Source organism: Arthrobacter koreensis (assembly GCF_009193255.1).
Classification (GTDB): domain Bacteria; phylum Actinomycetota; class Actinomycetes; order Actinomycetales; family Micrococcaceae; genus Arthrobacter_B; species Arthrobacter_B koreensis.
Genome location: NZ_WACG01000001.1, coordinates 1343216 through 1358184 on the forward strand (window position 1 = coordinate 1343216; position 14969 = coordinate 1358184).

Sequence of the window (14969 nt, forward strand, 5' to 3'; positions counted from 1 at the left end):
CGGGCTACATAAACCGGTCGAGCAGGCTGGTCTCGGCGATCCGGGAGAGGCCTTCACGAACGGTGCGGGCACGCTGTTCGCCGATTCCGTCCACCTGCATCAGGTCTTCGATGTTCGCGGCCATGAGGTTCTGCAGGCCGCCGAAGTGGTCCACAAGGCGGTTGGAGACGGCCGGAGGGACGCTCTTGATGTTGCTCAGCAGGCGGTATCCGCGCGGCTGGACCACGGCTTCGAGGGAATCCTGCCCGGGCTGGAAGCCAACCACGGCGGCGATCTTGCCCAGGTCCACCATGTCGGAGGAGCTCAGGCCCTGCAGGGTAGCGATCTGTTCGTCCACGTTGCCCGGGGTTCCGCCGATGTCCGCGTAGTCCCGCACGATCATTTCGCTGCCCGGACCGAGACCGGTGGTCAGCTCCTCCAGCTGGAGGGACAGAAGCCGGCCGTCGACGCCGAGTTCCAGGACGTACTGTGCGATTTCCTCGGAGATGCGGCGCACCATTTCCTGGCGCTGGAGGGTGACAGCTACGTCGCGGACGGTGACCATGGCTTCGATTTCCAGGGCGGAGAGCGAATTGGTGACCTGGTCCAGCCGGGTGCGGTACCGCTCCAGCGTGGCGAGAGCCTGGTTGGCGCGGGCCAGCACCGGCTCGGATCCCTCCAGGACATGGCGGAGGCCACCGACGTAAAGCTGGATGATTTGCATGGACTGGCTCACGGAGATCACCGGGAAGCCGGTCTGGATGGCCACCCGCTCAGCGGTCCGGTGGCGTGTGCCGGATTCGTGCGTCTCGATGGTGTGGTCAGGGACCAGCTGGACGGCAGCGCGGAGAATGTTGGCGCCGTCCTTGTCGCAGACGATCGCACCGTCCATCTTGGCCAGTTCGCGCAGGCGGGTGGAGGAGAACTCAATGCCGATGTCGAACCCGCCGGAGCAGATCGAATCCACTGTGCGGTCGAACCCCAGGACAATGAGTGCGCCCGTGCGGCCGCGGAGGATACGCTCCAAACCGTCGCGCAGCGCAGTTCCCGGAGCAACCCTTGCGAGGGTTGCCTTAAGCGCGTCCTCGGGGGTGCGAGGCATGGTCACTTCCTTCCGGCCACTCCGGCCCACGGGGCGTTCTGGGCGTGGATTTGCGCAGACACTTCCCCATAGTAGTGGGCAATCCATACCCATCTGCCACTTCAGTTCCCGGAGTATGACAGCCCCAATGACATAACCGGAGCGGGACGCGCCCTAGAACAGGAGCTCGAGGGCCTCGGAAAGGGTGGAGACTTCCCGGACCTTGAACCCGGGCGGCACCTGGCCGGGACCGTTCGGGGACGCAGGCACCACAGCGTGGCTGAATCCCAGGCGCTCAGCTTCCTGGACCCGGCGGGCAATTCCGGGGATGGGACGCACCTCTCCAGCCAGGCCCACCTCGCCAAAGGCGATCAGGCGTGCAGGCAGGGGCTTGTTCATTTTGGCGGATGCGACCGCCAGGGCCACGGCAAGGTCCGTGGCGGGTTCAGTGAGCTTCACGCCGCCCACTGTTGCCACATAGCTGTCATCCTTGGCGAGGTTCATGGAGGCCCGCTGCTGCAGGACCGCCAGCAGCATTGCCACCCTGGACGAATCGAGTCCGCTGGTGGCGCGCCGTGCCTGTGCGTTGCCGGTCTCCGCCAGCAGGGCCTGGACCTCCGCCACCAGGGGGCGCCGCCCTTCCAGCGTCACGGTAATGCAGGTGCCGGAGACCGGTTCCTTGGTCCGGGAGACAAACAGGCCGGACGGATCAGCCAGGCCTTCGATGCCGTCCTCGGTGAGGTCGAAGCAGCCAACCTCGTCAGTGGGTCCGTAGCGGTTCTTCACCGCGCGGACCAGCCGCAGCCTGGAGTGCCTGTCCCCGTCGAACTGGCAGACAACGTCCACCAGGTGTTCCAGCAGGCGCGGGCCGGCGATTGAACCGTCCTTGGTCACATGCCCCACAAGCAGGGTTGTCATGTTACGTGTCTTGGCGGCGTTGATGAGCGACGCCGCGACTTCCCGAACCTGGCTGACACCGCCGGCGCTCCCGTCCACAGCGGTGCTGCTGAGGGTCTGCACCGAGTCCACGATCAGCAGGGCGGGCTTCACCTGTTCCACCTGGCCGAGCGCCTGGCCCAGGTCGGTTTCGGCACTGAGGTAGAGGCTGGAGGAGACGGCGCCGATGCGTTCCGCACGCAGCTTGACCTGGGCGGTGGATTCCTCGCCCGTCACGTACAGCACGTCCCGGCCCTGCCCGGCAACGCGGGCAGCGACGTCGAGCAGGAGGGTGGATTTGCCCACGCCCGGTTCGCCGGCCAGCAGGATCACGGCGCCGGGGACCAGCCCGCCGCCCAGGACCCGGTCCAGCTCCCCCACGCCGGTGGGCTGGTAAGCGGCAGTTGTGGCATCGACGTCGGCGATCAGCTGCGCAGGACGTGCCACCACCGAAGCCGGGGTAGTGCGGGCCAGGACCTCTCCGGCCTCCTCGACGGTGCCCCAGGCCTGGCACTCGCCGCAGCGGCCAACCCACTTGACGGCAGTCCACCCGCACTCAGTGCAGCGGTAGTTGGCGGTTTTCGCCCGGGAAGTCTTTGTTGCCATGCCAACAGGCTATCTGCCGGCACTGACATCCCCGTTCGGTTCCGGCGCCGGTGGCTAGACCTCGGAAAGGTAGCTGACCGCTTCCTCGTGGGTGAGCCCGGTAGCCTCCAGCAGGTCCACTACCAACGGCCTAAAGAGCATCACGAGGGCATCCCCGTAGAGGTCCGTGACGTCCAGTGCCGCCGGATGCAGCCGGGAAGCGACGGCGGCCAGCTCGTTCCGGGCCTGGCGCAGGTGGCGCTCGCGGGTTGGCTGGGATTCACCGCCGCCCAGCGCGCGGGCCAGGATGTCCACGGCGTCGGCGGTGTCATTGATGACTTCGGAGACCTTGTCCACCGCGGTGTCTGAGAGTGAGGCGTGGTTGATGACCGAGGTGGTCCGGCGGGCAAACACGCGGCTGTTGCGAACCGCCAAGTCCAGGTAGCCCACGGAGCCGCGCAGGTCTCCGAGCTCGGCCAGGTGCCTGCGGTAGGCCGGCGAGATGCGGGCGATCTCCCGCGCATCCCGGATGCTGCGGGCGAGCATGTCCAGCTGCGGCTGGGTGTTGCGGGCCCGAACCAGCGCGTGCCAGGCCAGGGTCGAATCGCTGCGGGCCAGTGAATCGGCGACCTGGCGCAGCACGGCGGAGAGCTCGCTGAGCAGCTCCCGGATGTTGGACTTCGGCTCGCGGCGCGGATCCCGCGGAGCCAGCATGGTCACCACCAGGGCGAAGACACCGCCCACAATCGCGTCCACGCTGCGGGTGAAGACTCCGCCGTCGGGGGCCGGGAGCAGCACCACCAGCAGGGACTGGAGGCCAAGCTGCGTGGTGAAGATAACGCCCCGGTCCAGGAAGCGGGCCAGCATCAGCGAGGCGAAGAGCACAACGGCGGCCTGCCACAGGCCGTTGCCCAGAACATGCAGCAGCAGTTCACCGATGGTGATGCCCAGCGTGCAGCCGATTCCCACTTCAAGGACACGGCGGGTGCGCGGTTCGCGGGAGAAGCCAAGGGAGATGAGCGCTGCCGTGGCGGCGAAGAGCGGACCCTGGTGTCCCAGCACGTATTCCGCGAAGGCGTAGGCGCCCACGGCACAGATGGTCATTTGCAGGGCGGGGTACACAGACGCGCCGCTGCGCTTGAGCCCGATCCGGAACCTGTTGCGCAGGAACCTGCTCGAGGCGCTGAGACGGTCGCGGGCTGGCATGGGAACAGTCTAGGACGGCGGGCGTCTGGGAAGAGAAGGCACGGAGTCTGTGACGTGTCCCGGAACTATTCCAGTTCTGCTTGGCAGCAGTTCACTTTTTGTTCACCTTGGCAGGCCACTGTGTTTTTCGGGACGCAGAAAAACGTTCCAGCGAAAAGTCTCCCGGCGTTGACGCGCCGGTATACCACCCTTGAAAGGGACCACGACTGTGAAGGTATTCCGCATTGGCCGCACGGCGGCCGTCCTCTCGGTTGCAGCGCTTGCCCTGGCAGCCTGCGGCAGTGACAACGCCACGAACGCAGCAGCCGATACCGAGTCTTCGGACTCCGCCCTGACCGGAACGCTTTCCGGTGCAGGAGCAAGCTCGCAGGCCTCCGCAATGGACGCCTGGATTGCAGGGTTCGCCAAGGCCAACCCGAACGCATCCATCCAGTACTCCCCGGACGGTTCCGGTGCCGGACGCGAGGCACTGCTCGCAGGCGGCGTCCAGTTCGCCGGGTCCGACGCCTACCTGAAGGATGAGGAAGTCGAAGCTTCCCTTGGGACCTGCGGTCCGGACGGTGCACTGCATGTCCCCGCGTACATCTCGCCGATCGCCATCGCCTTCAATCTCGACGGGGTGGACGAGCTGAACCTCGACGCCGACACGATCGCCGGCATCTTCCGCGGCGAGATCAGCACCTGGAACGACCCGGCTATCGCCTCCCAGAACGAGGGCACCGAGCTGCCGGCCACGGCCATCACCGTGGTCCACCGTTCGGACGAGTCCGGCACCACCGAGAACTTCACCGAATACCTCGCCGCCGCGGCACCGGATGTCTGGACCACCGAGGCCAGTGGTGAATGGCCGGCCGAACTCGACGGCCAGGAGAACGCGCAGGGAACCTCCGGCGTCGTCTCCGCAGCCAGCTCGACCGACGGTGCGATTACCTACGCAGACGCGTCCGCCGTCGGCTCCATGGGCACCGTGGCAGTGAAGGTGGGGGACGAGTACGTGGCCTACACCGCCGACGCCGCTGCCAAGGCCGTCGAGGCGTCCACCCCGGTCAAGGGCGAGGGACGTCCGGAACTGGACATGGCCATGGAACTGGCCCGCGATACCACCGAATCCGGGGCCTACCCTGTGGTGTTGGTCTCCTACCACCTCTACTGCACCACCTACGACAGCCAGGAGACCGTTGACCTGATCAAGGCCTTCGGTTCCTACGTGGTCAGCGAAGAGGGCCAGGCCGCCGCCAGCGAAGCCGCAGGTAATGCGCCGATGTCCGCCGCGCTGCAGGAGCAGGCAGCCAAGGCGATCGAATCCATCAAGGCCGCTTCCTAGCTGGAGGCAAGCCGGCAGATGCCCCCGCACGGCGCCACAAGCGCGGTGCGGGGGCATTTGCCGGGCCGGGGGCCAGCTTGAATCTGGCCCGGGATCAGTGAAAACTGGCGAGTGCGGTGTCTTGTCCACATTCAGCAAGTTGCCAACAAAGTTCGAAGGGTTGTGCAGTGTCAAGCAAGTCAATACAGGGCACCGGCGGTGCCGGGCGCGCGGGGGACAAAGTCTTCTCCGGCATCACACTGCTGGCGGGCTGTCTGATCCTTACCGTCCTCTTTGCGGTAGCCGCGTTCCTGCTTTGGCAGGCACTTCCCACCTTCACCGCTTCTTCGGATGACATTTCCGGCGGCTCGGGCTTCCTCGCCTACATCTTCCCGCTGGTTATCGGCACGGTTATCGCCGCTGCCATCGCACTGCTGATCGCCACTCCGGTTGGCATCGCCGTCGCACTCTTCATCTCCCACTACGCGCCCCGGCGGCTTGCCCAGGGCCTGGGCTACGTCGTGGACCTGCTGGCTGCCATCCCCTCCGTCGTCTACGGCGCCTGGGGCATGACCGTCCTGGCGCCGGCCCTGGTGGGCCCGTACAACTGGCTGGCCGATAACGCCGGCTGGTTCCCGCTCTTCGCCGGGCCGGCCAGCCAGACCGGCAAGACCATGCTCACCGCCGGAATCGTGCTCTCCGTGATGGTGCTGCCCATCATCACCTCGCTGAGCCGCGAAATCTTCCTCCAGACGCCGAAGCTGCATGAGGAGGCCGCCCTGGCCATGGGCGCCACCCGCTGGGAAATGATCCGCATGGCGGTCTTCCCGTTCGCCCGGCCCGGCATCATCAGCGCCGTCATGCTGGGCCTGGGCCGCGCCCTCGGCGAGACCATGGCCGTTGCCCTGGTGCTCTCCTCCGGCGGCCTGATCGCCAGCCTCATCCGCCCCGGCAACCAGACCATTGCCGCGGAGATCGCCCTGAACTTCCCCGAGGCCTACGGCCTGCGCCTCTCTGAGCTGATTGCCGCCGGCCTGGTGCTGTTCGTGATCACCCTGATCGTGAACGTCATTGCCCGCTGGATCATCAGCCGCCACAAAGAATTCTCGGGAGCCAACTGATGATTGACACCACGCTGACCCGCTCCGCGTCCCTGACCAAGAACCAGCTCCCGGGCTGGGCCCTCTGGGCCACGTTCGCCGCGTCGATCGTCCTCGGTGCCGCATTCTCTGCGCTGCTGGGATTCAGCATCGCCACGTTCGCCATCTTCGCCGCCGTGCTCTTCGTGGCCGGCAGCACCATCGCCACCCGCGTCGTCGAAGGCAGCCGGCGGGCCGCGGACCGCTTCGCCACCAACCTCATCTACGGGGCGTTCATCCTGGCGCTGGTTCCCCTCATCTCGGTGATCTTCACCGTCCTGGTGCGCGGCATCCCGGGCCTGAGCATGGACTTCCTGTTCACCTCCATGGGCGGCATGACCGGCACCGTGGACAACGAGACAGTGGCCAGCGGCGGGCCGGTCCTCGGCGGCGCCTACCACGCCATTATGGGCACCCTGCTGATCACCCTCTGGGCCACGATCATCTCCGTGCCCATCGGCCTGCTCACCGCCGTCTACCTGGTGGAATACAGCAAGGGCGGGCCCCTGGCCCGGGCCATCACGTTCTTCGTGGACGTCATGACCGGCATCCCCTCCATCGTTGCCGGCCTCTTCGCCGCCGCGTTCTTCGGCCTGGTCTTCGGGCCGGGCACGCGCACCGGGTTCGTCGCCGCCGTCGCGCTTTCCGTCCTGATGATCCCCGTGGTGGTGCGTTCCACCGAGGAGATGCTCAAGATCGTTCCCAATGAGCTGCGCGAAGCCTCCTACGCCCTGGGCGTCCGGAAATGGCGGACCATCCTGAAGGTCGTGGTGCCCACGGCCATCTCCGGCATCGCCTCCGGCGTCACGCTCGCCATTGCGCGCGTGATCGGCGAAACCGCGCCGCTGCTGGTGACCGCAGGATTCGTGAACACCATCAACCTGAACGTCTTTGCCGGCTGGATGGCGTCCCTGCCCACCTTCATTTACCGGCAGCTGATGAGCCCCACCTCGCCCACCAACACTGACCCGAGTACCCAGCGCGCCTGGGCCGCGGCGCTGCTGCTGATCCTCATGGTGATGCTGCTGAACCTCGGCGCCCGCCTGGTTGCCCGCATCTTCGCGCCCAAGACCGGCCGCTGACCCCAGACCCCTCACCGCTCCGGCGGCACGGGAGGACCCGGACGGGAACTCCCCAGGAACAGAACAGAAGGAACTACATGTCCAAGCGAATCGACGTCAAGGACCTCAACGTCTACTACGGCGACTTCCTGGCGGTCGAAGACGTCAGCATCAAGATCGATGCCCGTTCCGTCACCGCGTTCATTGGCCCCTCCGGCTGCGGCAAGTCCACCTTCCTGCGCACCCTGAACCGCATGCATGAGGTGCTCCCGGGCGCACGGGTGGAGGGCGAAGTGCTGCTGGACGGCGAGAACCTGTACGGCCCCGGCGTGGACCCGGTGACGGTCCGCAGCCACATCGGCATGGTCTTCCAGCGCCCCAACCCGTTCCCCACCATGTCCATCCGGGACAACGTGCTGGCCGGCGTGAAGCTGAACAACAAGCGGATTTCCCGCTCGGACGCTGATGACCTGGTGGAGAAGTCCCTGACCGGCGCCAACCTGTGGCGCGAGGTCAAGGACCGGCTGGACAAGCCCGGTTCCGGCCTTTCCGGCGGCCAGCAGCAGCGCCTGTGCATTGCCCGCGCCATTGCGGTGTCTCCCGAAGTGATCCTCATGGATGAGCCCTGCTCCGCCCTGGATCCGATCTCCACGCTGGCCATCGAGGACCTGATCGAGGAGCTCAAGAGCGACTACACGGTGGTGATCGTCACGCACAACATGCAGCAGGCCGCCCGGGTCTCGGACAAGACCGCGTTCTTCAACATCGCCGGCACGGGCAAACCCGGCAAGCTCATCGAGTACGACGACACAACGGTCATTTTCAACAACCCGACCGTGAAGGCCACCGAGGACTACGTTTCCGGCCGCTTCGGGTAACCCGGCGCCCTCGCCCCCAACCCATCGGGAGGCCAGTTGCGGCTCTTTTCAGCCCTGAGAAGAGCCGTAACTGGCCTCTCGGCGTGTTCGGGTCTGGGGAGGGGTAGAGAAGGGGGGAGGCGGACGCGGGAGGCGCGGTCCTAGAGCAGCGGGCTGAGGGCCAGCAGGAAGATGCCGCCCAGCAGCGCTGCAGCCGGAGCCGTGACCAGCCAGGTGAAGAGAATCTCACGCAGCGGAATGAACCGGACGGCGGCAAACCGCCGGTTCGCACCCGCGCCCACGACGGCGCTGGTCATGGTCTGCGTGCTGGAGAGCGGGATGTGCAGCCAGAGTCCTCCCAGGAAAAGCATTCCGGTGGCCACGGCCTGGGCGCTCATGCCGCGCAGCGGGTCGATGCGCACCAGCCGGTAGCCGAGCGTGTGGGTGATCCGCCAGCCGCCGAAGAGCGCCCCCACAGCCAGTGCGACGCCGGCAAAAACCTGCACCCCCCACGGGATCCCGCCGCCGCTGGAGTAACCGGCCGCGGCCAGTCCCAGCACCAGGACAGCCATGGTCCGCTGTCCGTCCTGCATGCCGTGGCCGAGCGAGAACGCAGCCGAAAGGACTGACTGGGCAATCCGGTTGCCGGCATCTCCGCGCCGCAGCGAGCTGTACCGCATCAGCCACATGACCGGGAACACCAGCAGGTACGCCAGCACGAACGCGATGACCGGGGATAGCAGCAGCGGCAGGGCAATCTGGTCCCAGAGCATCCGGAAGGACTCTGAGACGCTCGGCCCGCCCACCAGGGGGGAGGCGGCGGAGGAGCCCACGATTCCGCCCACCAGGGCGTGCGTGGAGGACGAAGGCATGCGCCGCCACCAGGTCCACAGGCCCCAGGCGCACGCCGCGGCCAGCGCGGCAATCAGGATGCCCAGTCCGTTGCTTCCTTCGGGCAGCTTCACGAACAGGTCCGCCAGCACCAGGGCCAGCGCAGTACTCATCAGGGCGCCCAGCAGGTTGAAGACGCTGGCCAGCACGACGGCGACGCCCGGGGTAAGTGCCCGGGTCCGGATGGCGGCGGCCACCGAGTTGGAGACGTCGTGGAAGCCGTTGATGAAGGCGTATGCGCCCGCGAAGACGAACACTGCCACCAGCAGTACGGTGGTCAACTACGATTCCCGGACCAGGATGTTGCCCACGTAGGTGCCCAGCCGGCGAAGCTCCTTCGAAGCGGCGGCCAGCTGGTCGGCCAGGTCACGGTGGCGGATGTAGGACAGCGCCTTATGGTCATGAATCAGCTCGGCGAGCCACATGCGGTGCGTGCGTTCCACCCGCTTGCTCAGCCGGAGCATTTCGATCCAGTAGTCTTCCAGGTCATCCAGCGAGGCCAGGGTCCGCATGGCCGCCACGGAGAGCTCGGCCTGCCTGCCCAGGACCTCCAGCTGCTCGGCGGCCCGCCGGGAAACATTGGTCAGCTTGTAGAGCGAGACGATCTCCGCGGCACTGTCCAGGCGCTCCATGAGTGAGAGCAGGATCAGGGAGAGGTCGTACAGGTCTTCACGCGGCAGCGGGTTGATGAAGCTGGTGCGCATCTGCGTCATGAGCGCAAAGTGAAGTTCGGTGGTCTCCGCTTCAAGGGCGTGCAGTTCCTCGGCCAGCCTGGGGAACTCTTCCGGCTCCGCCCCCAGTGCCTCGGAGAGGGTGGCCGTCCCGCGGACGCCCTGAGCGGCCATGCGGGACAAAAGGTCGAGGCCGGCGTTCTCCTGGGGAAACAGCTGGAGCTTCACCGGGCTGACCTGCTGTGCTGGGGGCTCATCACATCGGTAAGAATATCCGATGCGGAAAAGAGTAACGGTGCCGGACCGGGAGCGCCTCTCGGCGGAAGGCCGCTCGAAGCGGCTCTAAGTTGAAGCCCGGGGGTTCCGCGGTCCGACACCACTTTCAGTTTTCTACTCGGGGTCCCTGATGTCAACCGGAGTATCCACAGCCCTGGCACGGTGCCGCGGGGTCAGTCCAGCTCCCCCCGGCGCCACGCCTCGGCCGAGTGTTCAAGGTCTTCCGCCGTGAGCACCAGCTGCCGGGCGTTCCGGGTCAACTCGGTTGCGCGGGCGCTGCTGGCCGCTTCCGCCGAGTCCGCGTGATGGGTTTCACCGAGGGCAACCACGCGGCAGAAAGCGGCGAAACGCTCCAGTGCCACGTCGAACTCTCCTTCAAAGGCGCCGGAGAGGATCGTGTCCGCCATGGCACGCACTTCTTCGGCGCCCATGGGCTCGGCAACGCCGGACACCACCCTTGAAACCTGCGCAGCCTCCATGCCGGCGGCGTAGAACGCTGCCACCTTGTCCGGGTTCTGCTGGACGGCTGCCCGCAGGGCGTACAGGCGCCAGAGGGCGCCGGGCAGGGACCTGGCCGGACTCGTGGCCCAGATCTCCGCGACGGCCTCGAGTCCCTGCTGGTCGGCCAGCTCTACCAGCCGCCGGGTGACCTCGGGGTCATCGCTTTCCCTGCCATGGTGCACCAGCGCCTGTGCTGCCAGGTGGGCCGCTTCCGAGACCCGTGCAGGATCGGCGCCGCCGGGGTGGTTGGCGAAGTCCATGGGTGCGTACAGCTTGGGTTTGTGGTGACGGGGAACCGATGCATTCGACTCAGTCATGTTTTGAGAATACTCCCGCCGGGGTGTGGAATCTAAGCCGCTTTCGGGAGATGGGAACCACTTGCCGCAGAGGGGTTGATTCGCGCCCCGGGAAGGGTTTCCACGATTACCAAGGGGTGCGATAAAGTGGAAAAGTCGACGTGGCGGCTCTTGTGCAGCCGTGTCGATGGGGGGCCTTTAGCTCAGTTGGTAGAGCATCGGACTTTTAATCCGTGGGTCGTGGGTTCGAGCCCCACAGGGCCCACCCGCCAAGAAATACAAGAACACCCCGGTTCCGTCTGGAACCGGGGTGTTCTGCTGTCCGGAGGGCCCGGTGGCGGTACATCAGTTTTCGCTGGCCCGCCGAAGCAGTTTGTGCGTACCGTCGCACCAGGGTTTGATCCGGGACCCGGCGCAGCGGCACAGGGCCACCGTCTCCCGGTTTTTGGGCACCTCGTTGCCGCTGCTGTCCAGGATTTCGAAGTCGCCCCGCACCAGCAGCGGTCCGCCCTGGCACTCGGTGACGGCGAACGGTTCATCGGCTTGCGCACCGGGGGACGGGACGACGGTGACCTCGGAGCCGGGGACTGTCACCGCATCGGGGCCGCTGGCCGGCTGCCCGCTCATGCCATCACTCCGGCGCCCGCCGCTGCGGCGTCCAGGGCCTGGGCATCCACGCGGAACGGGGAATTCTCCAGGAGCGCGCTCCGGCCTTCCTTCCACGCTTCCAGCTGTTCCGCACCCTGCAGGGCATCAAGTGTCAGGACGGTGGCGGCACCAAAGAGGATGTCTTCCAGGAGCTCGGGCTCAGCCTCGGCCAGCCCGCCGGCGAGGTCCCGGGCGGCAATCTGCTCGTGTACAGCATCCGCTTCGACATGCTCGTCGAAGTAGAAGGTGACGTCCGGGCCGTAGCCGGCCCGCTTGAAGCCGCGGGCGTAGAAGGAGTTCGGAATGGAGGAGGTCATTTCAAATGCTGCGAGGTGCCCGGCGATGCAGCCCCTGAGCCGGCGGTTCAGGCCAAAGAGTGACATCGCGTTGGAGGAAGCGAGCACCAGGGCCGGTATGCGGTCTAGGTAGTGCCCGTAGGTGGTATCCAGGCCGAGCCCTTCCATGGTGCGCGCGAACAGTGCGGAATGCATCCGTTCCGGACGTCCGCCGCCGTACTCGTCAGCCTGGATCTCCACCAGGGCCGCCTTGGCGCGTCCCACGGCCAGCCGGGGGATAGCCCAGCTGTGCGGGTCAGCTTCGCGGAGCTGGTACACCGAACGCAGCACCAGGAATTCCCGCAGCTGGTCTTCGGTCGCGTGACGGGCAACAAACCGGGAAACGCTCGGGCCGTCGTCGTCCGCGGCCAGCTTGAACAGGGTCTGGGCCACTTCTTCGGCCTCGGGGGAGGGGGCCGCGGGAACGGGAACGGCCTGCCGGAGGGCGGCCTCGAAGGCAGCCTCCAGCTTCCTGCGCACCCGGATGAGCTCCGGCTGCCATTCCATGTCCGCGTCGACTCCGTCCAGTCCGCTGTAGTGGAGTTCGTACAGGAGGAAGAGGGCCAGCTGCAGGTCATCGTCCCGCAGGACATCTGCCGAGCCGTCGAGCACCCGTCCGGCTGCGCCGTCGAGCGTCCCGTACTGTTCGGCAGTCGCTTGAGGGCCGTCCTGCAGCACGGTCAGGAGCGCGGAGGTGAGTTCACCGCGCGGGGCTGGTACCAACATGTCATTCCTTAGCTGTGAGACGTCATGCAATGCTTGAGTCTTCCGAATACCTCGGCGCAGACACTGTTTATCAGCATACTTGGTAAGTTTTTGGTGAGTGTAGCCGGACGCATGGACGGGACGCGCGGAAAGGGGAGCAGCGCATGGACTCAGGCTTTCTGGCAGGCCTGCCTGCACTGCTGCTGGCTGCTGCCGCGATCGGGCTTACGGCCCCGGCCATCGACTCGGCCCTTCGCCGCGAGGATGGAGAACGGCTCTTTTGGGTGAGCCTGACGGGCGGACTGGCCGTTGTCGCGGCGATTGCTTGGGCCGGGCTCGCGGCCCCGGGGGCCGGGGCAGTGGTCGGCCTTCTGGCCCTGGGCGGGTCCGCCGGCGCGTGGTACTGGGTGGACCGCCGGCACCGGGCCCGGAAGCGTGCGCGGGTGGAGAAACTTCGGCGCCGCCGCCTTGAAACCCTTGCCAGCCGGCGTGAAGCCGTCCTGTTGGAATGGGGCTCATATGAACTCGATCCCTGGAAGGGCGTGGAATACCCGGGACTGACGGACGTGCGTGAGAAGGAAACCAGCCAGCTGGCCCGTGCTGCGCGGGAGGCCGCGGCGGCGCATGAAGCGGCCGGGGCCGGCGACGCCGGGGATTCAGCTCTGGAGCGTTACGGCAATGCAGTGGCTGAGCTTGAAACAGCGTGGGAGCGCGCCCGCGATGCTGCGAAGCGGCGGGCAGGGTAGCCGGCTGCGGGACGCGCTGACCAGCACGCACAATTGACGCTTAATTGGAGCTGGCTCCCGCCTCTGCATATGGGGGGAACGCAGAGGGGGGAGCCAGTGCTAGAAGTATACTGATCCGGTCGCAGGGAATCCAATCGAGCAGTTATGGGGGTCAAATGGGGGTGTCCGCTAAGGCCTTCCAGAGCTGGCGGAACCGTGTTGCTCCCAACGAATCCACCGCGGATCTGTGCCGCAGGACGGGCATTAAACGCTCAACCCTTGCCCAGCAGCTGGTGCGGGGAAACGTGGCTGTGGCAACGGTGGTCCGCGTTGCACGGGCCTACGGCCAGGACCCGGTGGCAGTACTCTCCGAGTTCGACGGGTTCCGCGGATTAGCCGAGGGCCGCCGCGCCCCGTCCGCTGCCGAGCTGATCAGCCAGGTCCCCTACCAGTGCATCCTGGAGTATGTCCTGGCCAGGGCAGGCGCGGACCAGGAACACCCCGCCGTGCCCAAGGTGGCAGGCTATGCGGATTCGATAGCGGTGCGGCCGTGGTTCGACGCCGTGGATCCCGGAGACCTTCGCCCCAAACTTTCGGCAGCCACGGGAATCGCTCCCCAGAACATCTCCGCCCAGCTGACCGCTGGACGGCTGGCTACGAGGCTCGCCGTCGAGGCCGCCCGCCAGGCAGGTGTGTCCCTGACCAGCGGCCTGGTGGTTACCGGGGTGCTGCAGCCCGAGGAGGGCGGCTGGCCGCCCACGGGCCGTGAAGAGGCACTGGCTGCCCTGACCGACGCTGAACTTGTCTCCCTTGCCCGGGACAGGCTGGATGCGCTGGCCAAGGTGCTGCGCAAACGTGAACAAGATGACAAGTATGACCACGCACTCTTGGAGAATCTGGGATGACCGCAGGATTTGCCGTCCAGGTATCGGCGTTCGCGCTGAGTTTCCTTTTTGCCCTGTTCCGGCTGCCGGACGCCATCCGCGGCCGCAACCGCAGCATCTTCTTCTGCATGGTGCTCATAGCCGTCTCCACCGGTCTCAGCCTGCCGCTGATCTACGAGTTCGTTGACCCGCTCCTGGGTGGATTCAACCTGGCCAACCTGCTGCTGCGCTATTCGCTGTACGGGGTCTTCGTGATCCTGGGCCTGCGCGGTGCCGCCGCCTTCGGTGCCGAATGGGCGCGGCGGCTCATCGTGGGGCCGGTTGGGCTGGTTGTCCTGGGGCTCACGGTGGTGCTGACTGCCGCCTTCTTCCTGGCCAGCGACATCCCCGTCACCTCGACGGGGTTGCTGGACTACAACGACCAGGTGAGCGTGGAGGTCTACGGGATGCTCGGAAGGCTGTATCCCGCCTACGTCGCGGCCTGCGTTTGCGCGCCGGCGCTCGCTGCTGCGCGGAACTCCCGCTACCGGCTGCCGCACCGGATAGGGTCCGGCCTCTTCGGCGTAGGGCTGGCCGTGGTGGTGCTTTTCACCGCCCTCACCCTGGTAGCGGACATCGGAGTCTTCATGCTGCTGCTCCCGTTCTCCGCTGTCATTCTGGTGACGCTCGGCCTCGCCGTCATGTGGGTCTCGAACCGCCTCCAGATGCGCCGGCCGGCGGGTGCCGCACGCCTGAGGAACGTTACGAAAATGTGAGTCGAAAATCATGGGATGCGTTCACAAATTCATGACCCTGTGCCAGACTAATGAATATGTAACGTCCGCTGCCTGTGGGGGGTCAGCGTGAAGTTGCTATCGAAGCCAGTGGCCAGTGGCCGCTGGCTTCGCTTT

At 66.4% G+C, this 14969-nt stretch carries 15 protein-coding genes and 1 tRNA gene; 8 read left to right on the forward strand and 8 right to left on the reverse strand.

The window, feature by feature from the left end; all coding sequences use genetic code 11:
* Positions 1–4: 4 nt before the first annotated feature.
* The 3 genes from disA to GD628_RS06405 form a co-directional block, all read right to left on the reverse strand.
* Positions 5–1081 (reverse strand): DNA integrity scanning diadenylate cyclase DisA, encoded by a 1077-nt coding sequence (disA, locus tag GD628_RS06395; RefSeq protein WP_091600778.1) that lies wholly within the window; start codon positions 1079–1081, stop codon positions 5–7.
* Between the two features lie 153 nt (positions 1082–1234).
* Entirely contained in the window at positions 1235–2602 is a 1368-nt protein-coding gene (gene radA / locus GD628_RS06400; protein WP_091600777.1) for a DNA repair protein RadA, read from the reverse strand.
* A 54-nt stretch (positions 2603–2656) separates the two neighbouring features.
* Positions 2657–3787, reverse strand: a complete 1131-nt coding sequence (locus GD628_RS06405) for an FUSC family protein (RefSeq protein WP_152274139.1) — start codon at positions 3785–3787, stop codon at positions 2657–2659.
* A gap of 208 nt (positions 3788–3995) precedes the next feature.
* On the opposite strand from GD628_RS06405, the gene pstS reads away from it, so the two are divergent.
* The 4 genes from pstS (at position 3996) to pstB (ending at position 8168) form a co-directional block, all read left to right on the forward strand.
* Positions 3996–5111 carry a phosphate ABC transporter substrate-binding protein PstS gene (gene pstS, locus GD628_RS06410; RefSeq protein WP_152274140.1) on the forward strand — a complete coding sequence of 372 codons (1116 nt, stop codon included), beginning with the start codon at positions 3996–3998 and terminating at the stop codon, positions 5109–5111.
* Positions 5112–5278: 167 nt separating this feature from the next.
* The gene (gene pstC / locus GD628_RS06415) at positions 5279–6211 is read left to right on the forward strand and encodes a phosphate ABC transporter permease subunit PstC (protein WP_091600774.1); all 933 of its coding nucleotides are present in this window, start codon (positions 5279–5281) and stop codon (positions 6209–6211) included.
* Positions 6211–7311 (forward strand): phosphate ABC transporter permease PstA, encoded by a 1101-nt coding sequence (gene pstA / locus GD628_RS06420; protein WP_176697487.1) that lies wholly within the window; start codon positions 6211–6213, stop codon positions 7309–7311. The genes pstC and pstA overlap by 1 nt, the downstream gene beginning before the upstream one ends.
* Before the next feature lie 77 nt (positions 7312–7388).
* Positions 7389–8168, forward strand: a complete 780-nt coding sequence (gene pstB, locus GD628_RS06425) for a phosphate ABC transporter ATP-binding protein PstB (RefSeq protein WP_091600773.1) — start codon at positions 7389–7391, stop codon at positions 8166–8168.
* Positions 8169–8308: 140 nt separating this feature from the next.
* On the opposite strand, the gene GD628_RS06430 is transcribed toward pstB, so the two are convergent.
* The 3 genes from GD628_RS06430 to GD628_RS06440 all read right to left on the reverse strand — a co-directional run bounded on the left by GD628_RS06430 (position 8309) and on the right by GD628_RS06440 (position 10803).
* Positions 8309–9319, reverse strand: a complete 1011-nt coding sequence (locus GD628_RS06430) for an inorganic phosphate transporter (RefSeq protein ID WP_091600772.1) — start codon at positions 9317–9319, stop codon at positions 8309–8311.
* A complete protein-coding gene (locus tag GD628_RS06435; RefSeq protein ID WP_091600771.1) occupies positions 9320–9937 on the reverse strand; it encodes a DUF47 domain-containing protein in 618 nt (205 codons plus the stop codon). It lies immediately after the preceding gene.
* 221 nt (positions 9938–10158) lie between these two features.
* On the reverse strand, positions 10159–10803 hold the full coding sequence (locus GD628_RS06440; RefSeq protein WP_091600770.1) for a hypothetical protein: 645 nt from the start codon (positions 10801–10803) through the stop codon (positions 10159–10161).
* Positions 10804–10974: 171 nt separating this feature from the next.
* Between GD628_RS06440 and GD628_RS06445 the strand changes: the two genes are divergently transcribed.
* Positions 10975–11047: transfer RNA gene (locus GD628_RS06445), tRNA-Lys, on the forward strand.
* A gap of 80 nt (positions 11048–11127) precedes the next feature.
* On the opposite strand, the gene GD628_RS16900 is transcribed toward GD628_RS06445, so the two are convergent.
* Together GD628_RS16900 and GD628_RS06455 are read right to left on the reverse strand one after the other, a co-directional pair.
* Complete coding sequence (locus tag GD628_RS16900; RefSeq protein ID WP_152274141.1) at positions 11128–11409, reverse strand: CDGSH iron-sulfur domain-containing protein; 282 nt, start codon at positions 11407–11409, stop codon at positions 11128–11130.
* Positions 11406–12491 carry an iron-containing redox enzyme family protein gene (locus GD628_RS06455; protein WP_152274142.1) on the reverse strand — a complete coding sequence of 362 codons (1086 nt, stop codon included), beginning with the start codon at positions 12489–12491 and terminating at the stop codon, positions 11406–11408. The genes GD628_RS16900 and GD628_RS06455 overlap by 4 nt, the downstream gene beginning before the upstream one ends.
* A 143-nt stretch (positions 12492–12634) precedes the next feature.
* Here GD628_RS06455 and GD628_RS06460 point away from each other — a divergent pair, with 143 nt between their 5' ends.
* The 3 genes from GD628_RS06460 (at position 12635) to GD628_RS06470 (ending at position 14834) form a co-directional block, all read left to right on the forward strand.
* Positions 12635–13216, forward strand: a complete 582-nt coding sequence (locus GD628_RS06460) for a hypothetical protein (RefSeq protein WP_152274143.1) — start codon at positions 12635–12637, stop codon at positions 13214–13216.
* A gap of 155 nt (positions 13217–13371) precedes the next feature.
* Complete coding sequence (locus GD628_RS06465) at positions 13372–14100, forward strand: hypothetical protein (protein WP_152274144.1); 729 nt, start codon at positions 13372–13374, stop codon at positions 14098–14100.
* The gene (locus GD628_RS06470; RefSeq protein ID WP_152274145.1) at positions 14097–14834 is read left to right on the forward strand and encodes a hypothetical protein; all 738 of its coding nucleotides are present in this window, start codon (positions 14097–14099) and stop codon (positions 14832–14834) included. Before GD628_RS06465 ends, GD628_RS06470 begins: the two co-directional genes overlap by 4 nt.
* The last annotated feature ends 135 nt before the right edge of the window (positions 14835–14969 follow it).

Coding starts and splice junctions, on each gene's coding strand:
- disA (WP_091600778.1), bottom strand. CDS start 1,081: ATGCCTCGCACCCCCGAGGACGCGCTTAAGGCAACCCTCGCAAGGGTT.
- radA (WP_091600777.1), bottom strand. CDS start 2,602: ATGGCAACAAAGACTTCCCGGGCGAAAACCGCCAACTACCGCTGCACT.
- GD628_RS06405 (WP_152274139.1), bottom strand. CDS start 3,787: ATGCCAGCCCGCGACCGTCTCAGCGCCTCGAGCAGGTTCCTGCGCAAC.
- pstA (WP_176697487.1), top strand. CDS start 6,211: ATGATTGACACCACGCTGACCCGCTCCGCGTCCCTGACCAAGAACCAG.
- pstB (WP_091600773.1), top strand. CDS start 7,389: ATGTCCAAGCGAATCGACGTCAAGGACCTCAACGTCTACTACGGCGAC.
- GD628_RS06440 (WP_091600770.1), bottom strand. CDS start 10,803: ATGACTGAGTCGAATGCATCGGTTCCCCGTCACCACAAACCCAAGCTG.
- GD628_RS16900 (WP_152274141.1), bottom strand. CDS start 11,409: ATGAGCGGGCAGCCGGCCAGCGGCCCCGATGCGGTGACAGTCCCCGGC.
- GD628_RS06455 (WP_152274142.1), bottom strand. CDS start 12,491: ATGTTGGTACCAGCCCCGCGCGGTGAACTCACCTCCGCGCTCCTGACC.
- GD628_RS06460 (WP_152274143.1), top strand. CDS start 12,635: ATGGACTCAGGCTTTCTGGCAGGCCTGCCTGCACTGCTGCTGGCTGCT.
- GD628_RS06465 (WP_152274144.1), top strand. CDS start 13,372: ATGGGGGTGTCCGCTAAGGCCTTCCAGAGCTGGCGGAACCGTGTTGCT.
- GD628_RS06470 (WP_152274145.1), top strand. CDS start 14,097: ATGACCGCAGGATTTGCCGTCCAGGTATCGGCGTTCGCGCTGAGTTTC.